Origin of the sequence: Solibacillus silvestris (assembly GCF_051967575.1) — a bacterium.
Lineage (GTDB): Bacteria > Bacillota > Bacilli > Bacillales_A > Planococcaceae > Solibacillus > Solibacillus silvestris_B.
The window spans coordinates 210,848-228,092 of the sequence record NZ_JBQCJW010000003.1 but is presented as its reverse complement, the minus strand read 5'-3'; the positions used below and the strand labels follow the sequence as shown (position 1 = coordinate 228,092).

General features: G+C 39.9%; 15 protein-coding genes and 1 other annotated feature. Of the genes, 11 read left to right on the top strand and 4 right to left on the bottom strand.

Features of this window, described 5'->3' with window-relative positions; all coding sequences use genetic code 11:
* Positions 1–346: 346 nt before the first annotated feature.
* The 6 genes from qoxA (at position 347) to pheT (ending at position 8,000) form a co-directional block, all read left to right on the top strand.
* Positions 347–1,228, top strand: coding sequence for a cytochrome aa3 quinol oxidase subunit II (gene qoxA / locus ACTHOQ_RS03475; protein ID WP_440494272.1), 882 nt, complete (start codon positions 347–349; stop codon positions 1,226–1,228).
* 37 nt (positions 1,229–1,265) lie between these two features.
* Complete coding sequence (gene qoxB, locus ACTHOQ_RS03470; RefSeq protein ID WP_440494271.1) at positions 1,266–3,230, top strand: cytochrome aa3 quinol oxidase subunit I; 1,965 nt, start codon at positions 1,266–1,268, stop codon at positions 3,228–3,230.
* On the top strand, positions 3,230–3,829 hold the full coding sequence (gene qoxC / locus ACTHOQ_RS03465) for a cytochrome aa3 quinol oxidase subunit III (RefSeq protein ID WP_440494270.1): 600 nt from the start codon (positions 3,230–3,232) through the stop codon (positions 3,827–3,829). The genes qoxB and qoxC overlap by 1 nt, the downstream gene beginning before the upstream one ends.
* Positions 3,830–3,832: 3 nt before the next feature.
* Positions 3,833–4,114: a cytochrome aa3 quinol oxidase subunit IV gene (qoxD, locus tag ACTHOQ_RS03460; protein WP_440494269.1), complete on the top strand. Its 282-nt coding sequence runs from the start codon at positions 3,833–3,835 to the stop codon at positions 4,112–4,114.
* Between the two features lie 69 nt (positions 4,115–4,183).
* Positions 4,184–4,413, top strand: a binding site (T-box leader).
* Positions 4,414–4,539: 126 nt separating this feature from the next.
* Positions 4,540–5,577: a phenylalanine--tRNA ligase subunit alpha gene (pheS, locus tag ACTHOQ_RS03455; protein ID WP_440494268.1), complete on the top strand. Its 1,038-nt coding sequence runs from the start codon at positions 4,540–4,542 to the stop codon at positions 5,575–5,577.
* Positions 5,578–5,594: 17 nt separating this feature from the next.
* Positions 5,595–8,000 carry a phenylalanine--tRNA ligase subunit beta gene (gene pheT / locus ACTHOQ_RS03450; RefSeq protein WP_440494267.1) on the top strand — a complete coding sequence of 802 codons (2,406 nt, stop codon included), beginning with the start codon at positions 5,595–5,597 and terminating at the stop codon, positions 7,998–8,000.
* Between the two features lie 47 nt (positions 8,001–8,047).
* Here pheT and ACTHOQ_RS03445 read toward each other — a convergent pair whose 3' ends face one another.
* Positions 8,048–8,524 carry a nucleoside-diphosphate sugar epimerase gene (locus ACTHOQ_RS03445; protein WP_440494266.1) on the bottom strand — a complete coding sequence of 159 codons (477 nt, stop codon included), beginning with the start codon at positions 8,522–8,524 and terminating at the stop codon, positions 8,048–8,050.
* 126 nt (positions 8,525–8,650) lie between these two features.
* Between ACTHOQ_RS03445 and ACTHOQ_RS03440 the strand changes: the two genes are divergently transcribed.
* Positions 8,651–9,190 (top strand): hydrolase, encoded by a 540-nt coding sequence (locus ACTHOQ_RS03440; protein WP_440494265.1) that lies wholly within the window; start codon positions 8,651–8,653, stop codon positions 9,188–9,190.
* A gap of 557 nt (positions 9,191–9,747) precedes the next feature.
* Here ACTHOQ_RS03440 and ACTHOQ_RS03435 read toward each other — a convergent pair.
* Both ACTHOQ_RS03435 and bcaP read right to left on the bottom strand, forming a co-directional pair.
* Complete coding sequence (locus ACTHOQ_RS03435; protein ID WP_440494264.1) at positions 9,748–10,287, bottom strand: ECF transporter S component; 540 nt, start codon at positions 10,285–10,287, stop codon at positions 9,748–9,750.
* 170 nt (positions 10,288–10,457) lie between these two features.
* Entirely contained in the window at positions 10,458–11,840 is a 1,383-nt protein-coding gene (gene bcaP / locus ACTHOQ_RS03430) for a branched-chain amino acid transporter BcaP (protein WP_440494263.1), read from the bottom strand.
* A 332-nt stretch (positions 11,841–12,172) separates the two neighbouring features.
* On the opposite strand from bcaP, the gene ACTHOQ_RS03425 reads away from it, so the two are divergent.
* The 4 genes from ACTHOQ_RS03425 to ACTHOQ_RS03410 all read left to right on the top strand — a co-directional run bounded on the left by ACTHOQ_RS03425 (position 12,173) and on the right by ACTHOQ_RS03410 (position 15,979).
* On the top strand, positions 12,173–12,799 hold the full coding sequence (locus ACTHOQ_RS03425) for a GntR family transcriptional regulator (RefSeq protein ID WP_440494262.1): 627 nt from the start codon (positions 12,173–12,175) through the stop codon (positions 12,797–12,799).
* A 232-nt stretch (positions 12,800–13,031) separates the two neighbouring features.
* On the top strand, positions 13,032–14,231 hold the full coding sequence (locus tag ACTHOQ_RS03420; protein WP_440494261.1) for a quaternary amine ABC transporter ATP-binding protein: 1,200 nt from the start codon (positions 13,032–13,034) through the stop codon (positions 14,229–14,231).
* Positions 14,224–15,087, top strand: coding sequence for an ABC transporter permease (locus tag ACTHOQ_RS03415; protein WP_440494260.1), 864 nt, complete (start codon positions 14,224–14,226; stop codon positions 15,085–15,087). The genes ACTHOQ_RS03420 and ACTHOQ_RS03415 overlap by 8 nt, the downstream gene beginning before the upstream one ends.
* Before the next feature lies 1 nt (position 15,088).
* Entirely contained in the window at positions 15,089–15,979 is an 891-nt protein-coding gene (locus tag ACTHOQ_RS03410) for a glycine betaine ABC transporter substrate-binding protein (RefSeq protein ID WP_440494259.1), read from the top strand.
* A 56-nt stretch (positions 15,980–16,035) separates the two neighbouring features.
* Here the strand turns inward: ACTHOQ_RS03410 and ACTHOQ_RS03405 are convergent, their stop codons facing one another.
* A complete protein-coding gene (locus ACTHOQ_RS03405; RefSeq protein ID WP_440494258.1) occupies positions 16,036–17,226 on the bottom strand; it encodes a coenzyme F420-0:L-glutamate ligase in 1,191 nt (396 codons plus the stop codon).
* Between the last annotated feature and the right edge of the window lie 19 nt (positions 17,227–17,245).

Here is a 17,245-nt window from a genome sequence, read left to right as displayed (position 1 = left end):
TTCGTCTCGACCTCCGTGTATTTTACTTAATCATATCACGTTAGCTCGGTACGACATCTATCCTAACAGAGGGGGTGCCTTAAGTTGTCACACAAAAAAATAAAATAATGCTTTCGCAAATATTGTGCAAACTGATATTTATGGGATTCAATCTAAATTTTATGCATAGAAAAATTGGATTGAGGGAATATTCTTTATATTTTCCACTATATGCATAGTGCAAAAGTTTAAAAAGCGAATTTATTCATTTGAATATGCACAATTTCCATTATTTTATTTTCAGTTTCAGATGAAAGCGCTTAAGTCAGTTCTAACAAGCTCTATTTAATTGGAAAGGAGTCCAACTATGAAAGTAAATCTGAAGGGAAAATTACTCACTTTCATGGGGCTAGGTGCTATTTTTTTAGCAGGCTGTAACGACAAGTTAACAGTTTTAGATCCTAAAGGCCCTCAAGCTCAAAGACAAGCCGATGACACAATGTTGTTAATTTACTTAATGTCAGGGATTGTTCTTACGGTATTAGCAATTTTGGTATTTATGTTATTCAAATACCGTGCATCCAAACAAAATCCAGATTATGAGCCACCGCATATACACGGACATTGGCTTGTAGAATCAATTATGATTGGTATTCCTGTAATCATCGTTATTTTCTTATCGTTTGTTTCGGTTAAGAGTAACTACATCGTTGAAAACACACCAGAAGGTTATGACAATGAGGAGCCATTAGTAATTTATGCATCTTCATCTAACTGGAAATGGCACTTCAGCTATCCAGAACAAGGTATTGAAACAGTAAACTACTTATACATTCCTGCAGATCGACCAATTGAATTTAAATTATATTCATATGGTCCGATTACAAGTTTCTGGATTCCGCAACTTGGCGGTCAGAAATATGCGATGGCAGACATGGTTACAACATTGCACTTAGCTGCTGATAACCCGGGCGAGTTCTGGGGTCGTAACGCGAACTTCTCTGGTCGCGGCACAGCAGAAAATATTTTTGATGTAACAGCAATGACGCAAGCAGACTTTGATGAATGGGTAACAGAAGTTCACGAAACGGCTGAACCATTAACAGAAGAGAAGTTTGACGAATTATTAGAGCCAGGACATCTTGGTAAATCAACTTATACTGGTACACATCTTGAGTTCTCACCAGCTCCGGAGCACTACCACGATTCTTCAGATGAAGAAACAGAAGAGGATCACTCTTCACATTAATTTTTGAAAGTAAGCACTTTTGAAAGGAGTTACTACTATGTCGGAATTTTTTGCACAGTTTGCAGTTCCACACCCTAGTACATTAATTTATATCGCAATGGCTTCTATTATTTTAGGAACCATCGCGTTAGTAGCAGTAGTTACTTACTTTAAATTATGGGGCTATTTATGGCGTGAATGGATTACAACTGTTGACCATAAAAAAATCGGTATCATGTATTTAGTCGTGGCTTTAGTAATGCTATTCCGCGGCGGTGTCGATGCCGTAATGATGCGTTTGCAATTAGCTGTTCCAGATAACGGTTTCTTGGATGCGCAACACTATAACGAAGTATTTACAACTCACGGAGTAGTCATGATTTTATTCATGGCAATGCCATTCATTACATTCTTCTTCAACTTCTTAGTACCATTGCAAATCGGGGCGCGTGACGTTGCGTTCCCGCGTTTAAACAACTTGGCATTCTGGTTATTCTTCATGGGTATGGGATTATTCAACATCTCATTCATCGTTGGTGGTTCTCCAGATGCAGGCTGGACATCTTACTTCCCGTTGGCAGGTAACGAATTCAGCCAACATGTTGGTACGAACTATTACATGATCTCGCTGCAAATCGCGGGTCTTGGTACGTTAATGACAGGTATCAACTTCATTACGACAATCTTTAAAATGCGTGCGCCAGGTATGACATTATTCAAAATGCCAATGTTCACTTGGTCAGCGCTTATTTCGAACTTAATTATCGTATTCGCGTTCCCGGTATTAACAGTAGCTTTAGCTATGGGTACGATGGATCGTCTATTTGATACAAAATTCTTTGCGATCGGCAACGGTGGTATGGATATGCTATGGGCCAACCTATTCTGGGTTTGGGGTCACCCTGAAGTATATATTTTAATCTTGCCGGCATTCGGTATTTTCTCGGAAGTTATTTCGACATTCGCTCGTCGTAACTTATATGGCTATACTTCAATGGTATGGTCAATGCTTTTAATCTCAGTATTCTCGTTCGCTGTATGGACACACCACTTCTTCACAATGGGTCAAGGTGCATTAACGAACTCGATTTTCTCGATTACAACAATGGCAATCGCGATTCCGACAGGGGTTAAAATCTTTAACTGGTTATTCACGCTTTATAAAGGGAAAATTGTTATTACAACACCAATGTTGTATGCAATGCATTTCATTCCTTTATTTACGCTTGGTGGGGTAACAGGGGTTATGCTTGCGATGTCGGCAGCTGACTACCAATACCACAATACAATGTTCTTAGTAGCCCACTTCCATAACGTAATCATCCCTGGTGTTGTTTACGCGATGTTGGCAGGCTTAACGTTCTACTGGCCAAAAATGTTCGGTTTCATGTTAAACGAACGCATTGGTAAAGCAACAGTTTGGGTAATGTCTATCGGTTTCGTTTTAGCGTTCATTCCAATGTATATTACTGGTTTAGACGGTCAAGCGCGTCGTATGTATACATTCTCAGAGTCAACAGGATTCAGTACGCTAAACATGGTATCGTTCATCGGTGCTGGTATTATGTCTGTTTCATTCTTAATGATCGTTTGGAATATTTGGTACAGCTTCAAAAACTCTCCGCGCGACATCGGATCAGATCCATGGGATGCACGTGGTCTTGAGTGGGCGACACATACGCCAATTCCAAACTACAACTTTGCAATTACGCCAGATGTAACTGATTCAACTTCAGAAGCGTTCTGGGATTCTAAGAAAAATGGCACGAAATTATTCAAAGGTGAAATCCAGGATATTCACATGCCAAATAACTCAGGTCAAACATTTGTATTGGCAGTATTCTTCTTCATCGCTGGTTTCGCTTTAGTATTCAGTATGTGGTACTTGGCAATCTTCGGCTTAATCGGAATTTTAGCTTGTATGGCTTACCGTTCTCTTGAGGACGACCATGGCTACCATATCCATAAACATGAAGTGGAAGAAAAAGAGAAAAGCTATGAGAAAAAAGGAGGTGCGAAATAATGGGTAAAGTAAATAACAATGTTCCTTTAGAGTATTCTACTGAGGAAAACAATTTGAAAATCTTTGGTTTCTGGACTTTCCTAGGCGCGGAGATTATGTTATTCGGTACATTATTCGCATCGTACTTCACGCTTGTGGATCGTACAGGCAGTGGTCCAACAGGTGCCGAGATTTTCGAAATCACTCCAGTACTAATGGAGACATTTATCTTATTAACATCAAGTTTCACAATCGGTTTGGCAATCCATGCGATGCGTCTTGGCAGTAAAAAGGCGACGATGTCATTTATGGCTATTACATTGCTGTTAGGTGCGTCATTCCTGGCTGTTGAGATTTATGAATTTGTGCACTATGTACACATTGGTGCAGGCATTACTGTAAGTGCCTTCACATCAATATTGCTAACAACTTTAGGAACACACGGTCTTCACGTAACATTCGGTTTATTCTGGGGTATCTTCCTTATGATTCAAATCGCCAAACGTGGTCTGAATTCAGTTACAGCTGGTAAGACATTTATCTTCTCGCTTTACTGGCACTTCCTGGATGTTGTTTGGATCTTCATCTTCAGTTTCATTTACTTGAAAGGAATGATGTAATCTATGGCTAAGTTCTTTCCAATCGGCCAAATTATGGGCTTTGTATTTTCACTCATTTTAACAGTAATTGCAATGCTTGTTTACTTCACAGACATGTCATTCTCAACTGGCATGATCATCCTTTTAGTAACAGCATTCATTCAAGCAGGACTACAGTTTATGGTATTCATGCACGCTGGCGAAACAAAGGACAAATGGGCAATCTACTCAAACATCTTCTATGGTGTCGGTTTAGTAGTAATGACGGTTTTAGGAACATTGTTAATCCTGCTTTGGGATATGTAATTTACTAAAATGGCTCCAGCTAGTTGAAAAAAGTATGAAAATACATTAGACTAGTTGGAGAATATATTACGAAATGCTTTGACCGGGAAGAGTAGGTATACAACATTTGTTTTAGGGAATGCAAGCCAATGACTGAAAGCTTGCTAACAAATTGTATAGTGAAGTTCACCCCGCGAGCAGCATCCGGGATCCACTTGTGGTGAAAGGATTGCCGGCTAGACATAGTCGTTAGCTCCAATGAAGTGATTGCTTTATGCAATAACTAGGGTGGTACCGCGAAACTCGTCCTCGTCCCTTTCTTAGGGGACGAGGTTTTTTTATTTTCAAAAATAGTGATTATTATAGTGCGTATATGTAAATTTGTTAAAGCAACGGTTTCAGAACAGGCACTATGTCGCTGGATTTTATTAAGGAGGACTTTGTAAATGGAACAACAATTAAAGCAATTGGAACAAGAAGCATTAGCCAAAATTGCCGATGCTACGGATTTAAAAGCATTAAACGACGTTCGTGTTGCGTACTTAGGTAAAAAAGGACCAATCACGGACCTACTAAAAGGAATGGGGAAACTTTCTGCTGAAGAACGCCCGAAAATGGGTGCCTTAGTTAACACTGTACGCGAAAATGTAACAGCCGAACTTGAGAAGAAGGTTGCTGTATTAGAAGAAGCCGCTATTTTAGCACAGCTTGAAAGCGAATCAATCGATGTTACGTTACCAGGCGCAAAAGTACGTGCAGGAAACCGACACCTATTAACGCGTGTAATCGAAGAAATCGAAGACCTGTTTTTAGGAATGGGCTACGAAATCGTAGAAGGACCGGAAGCAGAAAAAGACTACTACAACTTCGAAGCAATGAACTTGCCTAAAGGTCACCCGGCTCGTGACATGCAGGATTCATTCTATATTTCCGAAGAAACATTATTGCGTACCCATACATCACCAGTTCAGGCACGTACAATGGAAGCCAAAAAAGGCGAACCAATCCGTGTTATTTGCCCAGGTAAAGTATTCCGACGTGATACAGACGATGCAACACACTCTCACCAATTCATGCAGATTGAAGGCCTTGTGATCGGTGAAAATATTCGCATGTCCGACCTGAAAGGAACACTTGATGCATTAGCGAAGAAAATGTTTGGAGCAGAACGCGAAATTCGTCTGCGCCCATCATTCTTCCCATTCACAGAGCCATCTGTAGAAGTAGACGTATCTTGCCATAAGTGCTCAGGTAAAGGCTGTAATGTATGTAAGCATACTGGCTGGATCGAAATTCTAGGAGCAGGTATGGTACACCCGAATGTCCTTGAAATGGCTGGCTACGATTCAACTAAGCTTTCAGGTTTCGCTTTCGGTATCGGTGCAGAACGTATCGCAATGTTAAAATACGGTGTGGATGATATTCGTCATTTCTATACAAATGACACACGCTTCTTATCACAATTCCACCAGGCAGAAGTGTAAGAAGGAGGACAATATAAATGTTAGTTTCATTAAAATGGTTAAGTCAGTATGTAGACATTTCTTCTTTGGAAGCAAATGAATTAGCAGAAAAGATTACGCGTGCGGGGATTGAAGTTGATGCAGTAATCGACCGTTCACAAGGCATGTCAAATGTTGTTGTTGGTCATGTTGTATCAAAAGAAAAACATCCGGAAGCAGATAAATTAAATGTATGCCAAGTGGATGTTGGGGAAGAAGAGCTTCAACAAATCGTATGTGGCGCACCAAACGTCGATGCTGGTCAAAAAGTCATCGTAGCGCGTCCAGGGGCAAAACTGCCAGGCGGCATTAAAATTAAAAAAGCAAAATTACGCGGCCAGGAATCAAACGGAATGATTTGTTCACTTCAGGAGCTGGGCATTGAAGGCCGTCTTGTGCCAAAAGCCTATGCTGAAGGGATTTATATATTACCGGCAGATTCAACTCCCGGTGCAGACGCGTTAGACGTATTAGGCCTACGTGATACAGTATTGGAGCTTGGTTTAACACCAAACCGTTCGGATGCAATGAGCATGCTTGGTGTTGCTTATGAAGTAGCTGCGATTTTATCCCAAGATGTAAAATTACCGGAAATCGATTATACAGCTTCAACTGAAAAAGCGGAAGACGTTTTAAAACTAACGGTAGAAGATAAAGAAGCAAACCCAATGTACGCAGCGAAAGTTGTAAGAAACATTGAAGTGAAAGAATCGCCGTTATGGCTGCAGCATGCGCTTATGTCTGCAGGAGTGCGTCCGCATAATAACGTTGTCGATATTACGAACTTCGTATTAATGGAATACGGTCAACCATTGCATGCGTTTGACTATGAGAAATTAGCAACTGGTGAAATCGTTACGCGAATGGCTCGTGACGGCGAAACAATGACGACGCTTGATGATCAGAAACGTAAATTGGCAAGCCATAATCTTGTCATTACAAATGGTCAAGAAGCAGAAGCGGTTGCAGGTGTAATGGGTGGCGCTAAATCAGAAGTATCGGATGCTACAACGACAGTAGTAATTGAATCAGCCTACTTCAATCCGGCATCTGTTCGTCGTACTTCTAAAGAAATTGGTTTACGTTCGGATTCTTCTGCACGCTTTGAAAAAGGTGTTGATCCGAATCGTGTCCTTCCTGCAGCAGAACGTGCAGCACAACTGCTTGCTGAATTAGCAGGCGGTGAAGTATTGGATGGTACAGTGCTAGTGGATGAACTGGATAAATCACCTGCTCGTGTTGTTGTATCACCTGACTTTATTAACGGTCGTTTAGGTATGAAGATTTCTCTAGAGGATATGCTTTCTATTTTAGAGCGTTTAAAATTTGATGTGGAAGCAGCCAATGGATTATTGATCATTGATGCTCCGACAAGACGCCAGGATATTAAAATTCCGGAAGATATTGTGGAAGAAATCGCACGTATGTACGGTTATGACGAGATTCCTGTAAGCTTGCCGGCGAGTGAGCAAGTTGGCCGCTTAACGCCATATCAAGCGGGGCGCCGTATCGTACGCAATGTTATGGAAGGTGCCGGTCTTTATCAAGCGGTAACTTACTCATTAACTTCAGCAGCGCACGCTCAAAAGTTTGCATTAAAAGCTGAAGAGACGACAAAATTATTAATGCCTATGTCTGAAGAACGTTCAACATTACGCCAAAGCATAATTCCTCACTTAGTAGAGGCAGCAAGCTATAATGTAGCCCGTCAAGCGGAAACAGTAGCATTATACGAAATTGGTTCAGTATTCCTTGGACAAACTGCTGAAGAGCTACCATTTGAAGAAGAGCACTTAGCACTTGTATTAACAGGTAAATGGATTGATAATACATGGCAGGGCGAAAAGAAAAATGTTGATTTCTTCGTTGCAAAAGGTATTGTTGAAGCAGTATTTGCAAAATTAGGCTTAACATCTCGTGTAAGCTATGCAAAAGCGCAAGTAGACGGCTTACATCCTGGTCGTACAGCTGATGTTTTATTAGATGGCGAAAAAGTGGGTGTCATTGCCCAGCTTCATCCACAAGGACAAAAAGCATTTGATGTAAAAGAAACTTATGTGGCTGAATTGAACTTAAATGCCATTTTAAGTGCTACACAAGAGGAGCTTGTTTATTCTATGATTCCGCGCTTCCCGGCAATGAGTCGTGATATCGCATTAGAATTGGATGTAGCAGCTCCAGCTGGTGAAATAGTAAGCATTATTAAAGGTGCAGGAACTTCTTTATTGAAAGAAGTAAAAGTATTTGATGTTTATGCAGGGGAGAAAATGACGGCTGGTAAAAAATCAGTAGCCTTCTCATTAACTTATTTCGACCCAGAGCGTACATTAACAGACGAAGAAGTAGTCGCAGCGCACAATAAAGTATTAAAAGCATTGGCAGCAGCTGGTGCAGAAGTACGCTAATTAACAATAACAAAACCCGAATGGTTCAATGACCATTCGGGTTTTTGTTATTGCGGAGATTGTTTGGCAGGCTTGACCATCCCTGTAACCGCACCGATTAAAGCACTTAATGTATGGACAGCGCCGAACGTATAAAAGTTAAGAAAAACATGATTTGTATACTCATTTAATAGAGGGAAACGATAGATTGTGGAACCAGGTGTCTTCGTATTACCGCCGAGCGATGCATATACATTGTTTGAAAAGTCAATGGCATAATAGATGAATACAATTAACAGCGCCACACCAAACACAAAATAAATCATACGCATAAGTTGATCTTCTGCATTTCTGGCACTTTCAGTAAAGAATCGAAACGTAATGAATAAACTAAGTATAATAAATGGTGCAGCAAGAGCTAAACCAAGTGCACCAAGATTTCCTCCATTTGCAACATCGTCGGGTTTTACCGTAAAAAAGTGCTGAATAATCAATACTCCGAATAAACTAATGCCCATACTAATGAGCCAACTAAGACGCAACATGTAAATCCTCCATTTCTCTTTTCACTATACCGTGTCATGCCATCTGTTTCAATGCAGCAACTACTATTCTTTTATATTAAAAGTTGAGTATAATGAGGTAGACTATAACTTTTGGGAGGAATGTTCATGTTGAAAAAAGAAGAAGCGGTCCTAGTACTGATTGATATTCAAGGGAAATTGGCGCAAATTGTTGATGAAAGCGGTTTTATCGTCAACAATATCGCAACCGTTGTCCAAGGGGCAAAATTACTACAGTTGCCGATTTTATGGCTTGAGCAATATCCAAAAGGGCTTGGTCCGACAGATGAGCGAATTGCCGAGCATTTAACAGATGAAAAACCGATTGAAAAAATTACGTTCAGTGCTTATGATACAGAGGAATTTGTTCAGGCTTTGGAGCAAACAGGTCGCAAGAAAATTTTACTGGCTGGAATTGAAGCGCATATTTGCGTCTATCAAACGGCAGCTCAATTAATGGAAAACGGATATGAAGTAGAAGTGCTGGCGGATTGTGTGTCATCACGTACAGCAGGCAACCGCGAAGTTGGCATTCAGAAGATGATACAGCTTGGTGCTCAAATAACGAGCGTTGAAATGGCATTATTCGAAATGCAGCAAGTGGCAAAAGGCGATACATTTAAAGAGATCAGCAAGTTAGTGAAATAAACGGAGAAGATTCGGGGGCATAAGCGGAAAATTATTAATCGGGTAGAATCTATGAATAGACTGGAGTGGAGGAGCGGGTCTTGGGGAACCGTAAAAGGGCGTTGAAAATCTGTTCTTTTATTCAGGAATTCATCTTCAATCAGCAGTTTTTTATTAAAGTAACAATCGGGGGCATTTCTTCAAGAAATGCCCCCGTATTCATATGAAGGATAGTTTATCATTTAGTTGAAAAAAAGTTCGTCTTACGTAGTCGATAAAATGATGCTGATTTCCACTCCACGTTCGATATGAAAACTGTCCGCTTATTGTACTTGCCCTTAATTGAAACAGTGTTTGGTGATACGGTTTATTCAGGAGAAGGCAGATTAATGAGAATTCCTTCATTTGATTTCCAGGTTTTTAAAATAGTCCCACCGAATAAGATGAAAAAAAGCCGTTCGTGTAAAGCTGCCGTGCCTCTGGAAAGCGTCTCCGCAGCTGAATACAATTTCGGCGTAAGCAAAAAGACACCATTTTTCTTGCAGGGAAAAATGATGTCTTTTGTTTTATCCCAATCCTTATTTAAAAATAGGCAGTTTTTTCAATGCGATACATACAGGTAATGCGATGACAAGTCCCACTGCATTTTGCACAAGATTTCCGGGAATCGATGCAAACGGAATGACCCAGTTTCCATACAATACACGTTCACAAACATAGTAACCACCAAGCATAAACGGAACCGAGATGACAATGGCAGCAAAGTTGTAAATGATGCTGCCTCCATTTTTCCCGTCCATCATAGCAATTTTCCCGATGATATAGCCTTGAAGCCCGCGTGTAATGAAAGTGAATGGTGCCCATAATGTCCAACCCGATAAAATATCAAACAATGCCATCCCAAATGCTCCGGCCATCGCCCCTTTTTTCGGGCCAAATAAAATCGAGATAATAAAGAGCATGGCAGAACCTAAATGAACAAGTCCGCCATTAGCTGCGATAGGTAATCGAATATTAATAAAAAAAGTTGCAACAAATACGAGGGAAATGAGCAGACTCGTAATAATTAAATCTTTTGTTTTAGCTGAAGAAGTAGAAATCGATTGAGATGATTGCATATTAAGCGCTCCTTTTAATTGAAATTATCTTTTATATTAGCGATTTGTTGGCATCTATAAAAGGTTCAAAAATAAATAATTTAATAAGGTCAGAAGATTCGATTCTCGACAAAAAAAGCCTATAATAAATCATAAATATTTATTATAGACCATGTATAATATTTAATTTTCTAATTTAATGATGAATGTCTTTTCCCGTAGACTAAGTAGATGACTATACCGATAATAAACCATAAACCGCAGGCGATCCATGTATGCATCGAGAGCTGGGTAATAAGGAATATGCACAGCACAAATGATATGATCGGTAATACAGGATAGAAAGGTACTTTAAAGCGGTTTTCTGGCAAGTCTTTATTTTTTCGCAAATACAGAATACCGGCAGAGACGAAAATAAATGCAACCATTGTACCCATATTCACAAGCTCGGCTAGCATATCCAACGGAACAAACCCTGCAAAAAAAGAAATGACAACTGTAAAAAGCCAAGTGTTTTTAACAGGGGTTTTTCGTTTTGGGCTTAATTGTGCAAGCATTTTTGGCATTAATCCATCACGCGCAAACGCCATTAACAAGCGCGTACCGCCATACATCATCACTAAAATTACAGTCATCATCCCGATTACAGCGCCGAGGGAAATAATTCCTGCTGCCCATTCCTGATGGACAACTTCCATCGCAAATGATACGGGGTCCGCCACATTCAGATTTTTATAAGGAACAATCCCTGTCAATACAAGCGAAACGATCACATACAGCAATGTACAAATGATCAGCGAACCGATAATCCCGATCGGCATATTGCGCTGCGGGTTTTTTACTTCCGCGGCGGCAGAAGAGACGGCGTCAAAACCTAGATAAGCAAAAAATACGAGTGCTGCCCCTGTAAATACACCGCTCATCCCAAATGGCAAAAATGGCGCCCAGTTATCCGGTTTTACATAAAATACGCCGACAACGATAAATAATAATATTACACCGATTTTAATAGCGACTAATAATGCATTAAAACGTGTCGACTCTTTCATTCCTAATGTTAACAGGGCACCTATTGCAAAAATGATACAGATGGCAGGCAAGTTAATATACATGCCTTTTTCAGGACTGAACGCTCCTGTTAATGCGACCGGCAGATGAATATTCAAGCCCTCCAGCAATGAGATGAAATAACCCGACCAGCCTGTCGCAACTGCAGCTGTTGCAAGCCCGTATTCTAATAGTAATGCCCATCCGACAAGCCATGCGATAATTTCGCCAAAGACAATGTAACTATAGGAATACGCGCTTCCTGCCACGGGAACTGTAGAGGCAAACTCAGAATAACAGAGCGCAGCTAATGCGCAAACCGCCGCAGCAATCGCAAAGGAAAAGACGATGCCTGGGCCTGCATGAAGAGCCGATACCGTGCCTGGCAAAATGAAAATGCCTGTACCGACAATGGCACCGACACCAAGCAAAATCAAATCGAAAGGGCCGATTGTTTTTGGTAACTGAATGTTTCCGCTTTTAAGCAGAAGGTCATCAATTGGTTTTTTTCTAAATAATTTTTTCATTAGTACACCTATTTCTAATTTACAATAATCAAAATTTTATCATCATTATTCTGAATTATAAAGAACTTTATTGGTTTAAAGTATTGAAGTTAGGGATTTTGCCGCAAAAGGGAAATAATAAGTTTAAGTGAGAGAAAAAGTCTGTTGTTAGTATTTAACATAAAGGGGAATACTATACTGGGAATAGTTTAAATAAAGAGTGAATTGAAGGGGATTTAAGTAAATTCATCGAAAGATTTGTTGTTTTTAAAAAAAGGTATATAATTTCGATATAGTATAAATGTAGGGAATTTGCTTATGCATTTCGAACATAGCACAAAGGAGTGCAAGTAATGGAGAAAAAAATCCAAATTAAACAGCCGAAATATCAAGTGATTGCAGAGGATATTGCAGCTAAAATTGTCGAAAAAAAATATGTCGTTGGAGAAAAAATTTATGCAAGATCATCACTCGCCTCTCAATACAGTGTCTCCTCGGAAACTGCAAGAAGAGCGATTGCGGTTTTGCAGGATTTAAATATTGTAGAGGCGACAAAGGGAAGCGGTGTTGTAATCGTATCCTACGAAAACGCAGCCAAATATATTCAACGATTGGAAGGGGTAAAATCGATTCGGGATCTGCAAAAACAATTAACCGACAGTATCGAAAGACAAATTGATGAATTAAATCTTTTTCAAGATACATTAGGAGAAATGGTAAATCGCACGAGCAGATATCAATCGATCAATCCTTTTGTCCCTTTTCAAATTGATATTACTGAAAATTGTCCTTATTTATCAAAAAACGTTGGGGAAATTAACTTTTGGCAACAAACCGGTGCAACAATTATCGGGATAAAAAAAGACCATGAACTAATTGTTTCCCCAGGTCCATATGCGACATTGTCTGCAGGGGATACATTATTTTTTATTGGAAAGGATGAATGCTTTTCAAATGTAAAACACTTTTTGCAATTATAAAAGCAAGGCCCTGTCGTTTAAAGAGGCCAATATATATGCACCAGTAACTATTGCTTGTTGAATAACGATCAAGCAATAGTTTTTTTTATTCCTACATTAATACGCGACTGGAAAATGTTTCTTGTTTGACAAAAGTAACAACGTCTATTAATATATAAGTTGTTGCTTGTGACAACCTCATATATAAATAAAGTTGTTACTTGTATGAAATTTAATATTTAGGAAGTGGATTATGGGGAAAATCAGAATTGACCGAGTCACGAAAGTTTTTGGGAAAAATACATCACAGGCATTGAAATTAGTAAAGCAAGAAAAATCGAAAGAACAGATTTTAAAAGAAACAAATGCGACTGTAGGTGTTTATGAAGCGAGTTTATCAATAGGAGAAGGCGAGATCTTTGTTATTATGGGTCTTTCGGGGAGCGGAAAGTCTACATTAATCCGATTATTAAACCGTCTTATCCAACCAACGAGCGGTGATATCTATATAGACGACCAAAATATTACGAAACTAAACAAGAAAAGTCTGCAACAAGTTAGACGAGAAAAAATGAGCATGGTGTTTCAAAACTTCGCATTATTCCCACAACGCACAATTTTGCAAAATGCAGAATATGGCCTGGAAATCCGGGGCGTACCGAAAGAGGAAAGACGATTAAAAGCAGAAAAGGCTTTACAGAATGCAGGGTTGCTCTCCTATAAAGACCAATATCCAGACCAATTATCAGGCGGTATGCAGCAACGCGTAGGACTTGCGCGCGCTTTAGCAAATGATACGGAAATTATTTTAATGGATGAAGCTTTTTCTGCTCTTGATCCGCTCATTCGAAAAGAAATGCAAGATGAGCTATTGGAATTGCAAGCAAATTTACAGAAAACAATTGTTTTCATTACACATGATCTCAATGAAGCACTCCGTATCGGCGATCGCATTGCCATTATGAAAGACGGGAAAATAATGCAAGTCGGTACAGGGGAAGAAATTTTAACGAATCCTGCGAACGAATATGTGCGCTCATTCCTGGAGGATGTAGACCGTTCGAAAGTGCTGACGGCAGAAAATGCGATGATTCGCCCTATGACGATTCAAATTGAGCACGATGGGCCGAAAGTGGCATTGCAGCGTATGCGGGAAGACAAAGTCAGTGTATTGCTCGCAGTGGATAAAGCCCGAAAATATTTAGGTTATATTACTGCAAATGACGCCTTGGAGCTGGCGCAATCCGGGGAAAAATCGCTGCAGTCGATTTTACGGACAGATATGCCGATTGTAGAACCAACTACAGTAATTCAGGATATATTATCGGTTATTTCCGATTCACCGACACCAGTTGCTGTTGTTGAAGAAGGGAAACTGCGCGGTGTCCTTATTCGTGGGGTTGTCCTTGAGTCATTAGCCTCTGAAAAAAGCGGAGGTGTAGACAATGAGTAAACTATTAAATTTAGCGTCACCGATACCAGTAGCTGAAAATGTAGAAAAACTGATGGATACTGTAACAGACACATTTTCTGCCCAATTCCGATTTATTCAGCATAATGGTGAAGATTTAATGGGTCTAGTCACATCTGCACTAACATCTATACCACCTTATGTGTTTATCATTATTATTGCGATATTGGCATTTTTCGCAACGGGTAAAAAATTCGGCTTAGCCATTTTCTCGATACTAGGTTTATTCTTCATATTAAACCAAGGGCTATGGGAGCAGCTTATGAACACATTTACACTTGTGCTGTTTTCTAGTTTAATCGCCATTGTCATAGGGATACCGCTTGGCATTCTAATGTCGAAATCAAAAGTAGTGGAAGAAATTTTAAAACCGATTTTAGACTTTATGCAGACAATGCCGGGATTCGTTTATTTAATCCCAGCAGTTGCATTTTTCGGAATTGGTGTCGTACCAGGTGTCTTTGCCTCAGTAATCTTCGCATTACCACCAACTGTACGTTTTACGAATTTAGGGATTCGCCAAGTTCCGACACATTTAATCGAAGCGGCGGACTCTTATGGTAGTACATTTGCACAAAAATTATTAAAAGTGGAACTGCCGCTTTCAAAATCTACTATTATGGCCGGTATTAACCAAACGGTACTATTATCGTTATCAATGGTTGTTATTGCATCGATGATCGGTGCGCCGGGATTAGGCCGAGAAGTACTGTCAGCATTACAGCGCGCACAAATCGGCAATGGATTTGTGGCGGGTATCAGCTTAGTAATCTTCGCTATTATTGTAGACCGCTTAACACAAAGCTTAAATAAGCAAAAAACTAATGGGGGTAAATAAAATGAAAAAATTAAAATGGATGTCTGCTGCAACAGCAATGAGTGCGGCACTTTTACTAGCTGCCTGCGGAGATGATACAGCAGAGAAAACTGATAGTGCATCTGCAAACGACTTAGGATCAATCGAATTGGCCTATGTGGAGTGGGATTCGGAAGTAGCTTCAACATATGTTGTGGCAGAAGTATTGGAAAGTGTCGGCTATAAGGTGGATATTACTCCATTAGACAATGCCATTATGTGGGAAGCCGTTTCCAAAAGAGAAGCAGATGCGATGGTATCCGGATGGCTGCCTGCTACACATGCTTCACAATATGAAAAATACGGTGCAGATGTAGAGGATTTAGGGCCGAATCTGCAAGGTGCTAAAATCGGTTTAGTCGTACCAAGCTATATGGAAGCTGCGTCAATTTCAGATTTAACAACAGAGGCAGCATCGACAATTACAGGTATTGAAGCTGGCGCAGGTGTCGTTGCGGCTGCCGAAAGAGCGCTGGAAGCTTATCCAAACCTGGAAAATTGGTCATTACAACCATCTTCATCAGGTGCAATGACAGTTGCTTTGGAACAGGCGATTAAAAATGAGGAAGACATTGTCGTGACAGGCTGGAGCCCGCACTGGAAATTTGCAAACTTTGATCTGAAATATTTAGAAGATCCAGAAGGTGTATTTGGCGGCGAAGAAAGCATTCATACATTTGTTCGTCAAAACCTGGAACAAGACAAACCGGATGCATTTAAAATCCTGGATGCTTTTGAATGGACGACAGAGGATATTGAAGAAGTAATGCTCGACATTTACTCGGGCACAAAACCGGAAGAAGCAGCAAAACAATGGATTGAAAAAAATGAAGACCGTGTAAATAAATGGACGGAAGGCGTCGAAAAAGAATAGCATAAAAGGCATTGGAGAAAGTGGTTAACACTTTCTCCAATGCCTTTTTATAATTGTTATTTTGTATAGTTATCGAAATAACCTTGGATGTAGATCATTGGTGTCCCTTTATCGCCTGAACCAGAAGTTAAGTCAGATAATGAACCGATCAAATCTGTCAGCTTACGTGGTGTTGTACCTTGTGCAGCCATATTACCTGTTAAATCTTCTTCTTTATTGTTAATATATTCTTTAATGGCCTCTTTCAGCTCTTCGCCGTGCAGGTTGGCGAAATCATTGTCTGCCAAGTATTTTAATTTAATTTCATTCGGAGTGCCATCAAGACCTGGAGTATAGGCAGGCGATACAACTGGGTCTGCAAGCTCCCAAATTTGTCCTACTGGATCTTTAAATGCGCCATCGCCGTAAATCATTACTTCAACCAATTTGCCGGTAGCGGCTAAAATTTTAGACTGGATATCATCAACAATTGGCTGACAGTTATCAGGGAATAATTTCACACCATCCTCTGTTGATTTGTTTGAACCAAGTAAACCGTACTTAGAGTTGAAGCCAGAACCGTTAACTGACTCCGATAAAATATTATCCAAACCAAAGATTTTTTCTGCTCCAGCAGCTTTTAAAATACGTTTTGTACGGAAGCGGGAGTGAATATCGCATGTTAAAGTGTTCTTTGTATAGCTTAAAATCGTTTTAGCATTGTTTGAGAAGATTACTTCCACCTCTGCACCTTGTTCAACGATTAACTCTTTATAATATTCAATATAATCTACACCCGTAAAAGTGTGTTTATTATAGCCGAAATGCCCACGGAATTCAGCTTCCGTCAACACATCTGTCCATGGATTAATGCCTTTTTCATCAAGCTCATCCAATGTAACTAAATGATTTCCAACTTCATCAGATGGGTAGCTAAGCATCAGGACGATTTTTTTTGTGCCTGCTGCAATTCCTTTTAAAATGTTGGAGAAACGATTACGTGAAAGAATCGGGAAAATTACCCCAACAGTATCATCACCGAATTTTGCATGTACATCAGCCGCGATATCGGAAATTTTTGCATAGTTGCCTTGCGCACGCGCCACAACTGATTCTGTCACAGTCACGATATCACGATCTTCAATTTCGTACCCTTCTATTTTTGCTGCGTTTAATGCTGTATCGACTACGATTTGAACAATATCATCACCTTCATTGATAATTGGGCCACGAAGACCTCGTACAACTGTTCCTACTACACGTTCCAAAATAATCTCTCCTTTAATG

Excerpts from the sequence above, each read along its gene's own strand:
- qoxA (WP_440494272.1), top strand. The coding sequence starts at position 347 with ATGAAAGTAAATCTGAAGGGAAAATTACTCACTTTCATGGGGCTAGGT.
- ACTHOQ_RS03440 (WP_440494265.1), top strand. The coding sequence starts at position 8,651 with ATGTTGAAAAAAGAAGAAGCGGTCCTAGTACTGATTGATATTCAAGGG.
- ACTHOQ_RS03425 (WP_440494262.1), top strand. The coding sequence starts at position 12,173 with ATGGAGAAAAAAATCCAAATTAAACAGCCGAAATATCAAGTGATTGCA.
- ACTHOQ_RS03415 (WP_440494260.1), top strand. The coding sequence starts at position 14,224 with ATGAGTAAACTATTAAATTTAGCGTCACCGATACCAGTAGCTGAAAAT.
- ACTHOQ_RS03420 (WP_440494261.1), top strand. The coding sequence starts at position 13,032 with ATGGGGAAAATCAGAATTGACCGAGTCACGAAAGTTTTTGGGAAAAAT.
- bcaP (WP_440494263.1), bottom strand. The coding sequence starts at position 11,840 with ATGAAAAAATTATTTAGAAAAAAACCAATTGATGACCTTCTGCTTAAA.
- ACTHOQ_RS03410 (WP_440494259.1), top strand. The coding sequence starts at position 15,089 with ATGAAAAAATTAAAATGGATGTCTGCTGCAACAGCAATGAGTGCGGCA.
- pheT (WP_440494267.1), top strand. The coding sequence starts at position 5,595 with ATGTTAGTTTCATTAAAATGGTTAAGTCAGTATGTAGACATTTCTTCT.
- qoxB (WP_440494271.1), top strand. The coding sequence starts at position 1,266 with ATGTCGGAATTTTTTGCACAGTTTGCAGTTCCACACCCTAGTACATTA.
- pheS (WP_440494268.1), top strand. The coding sequence starts at position 4,540 with ATGGAACAACAATTAAAGCAATTGGAACAAGAAGCATTAGCCAAAATT.
- ACTHOQ_RS03445 (WP_440494266.1), bottom strand. The coding sequence starts at position 8,524 with ATGTTGCGTCTTAGTTGGCTCATTAGTATGGGCATTAGTTTATTCGGA.
- ACTHOQ_RS03435 (WP_440494264.1), bottom strand. The coding sequence starts at position 10,287 with ATGCAATCATCTCAATCGATTTCTACTTCTTCAGCTAAAACAAAAGAT.
- qoxC (WP_440494270.1), top strand. The coding sequence starts at position 3,230 with ATGGGTAAAGTAAATAACAATGTTCCTTTAGAGTATTCTACTGAGGAA.
- qoxD (WP_440494269.1), top strand. The coding sequence starts at position 3,833 with ATGGCTAAGTTCTTTCCAATCGGCCAAATTATGGGCTTTGTATTTTCA.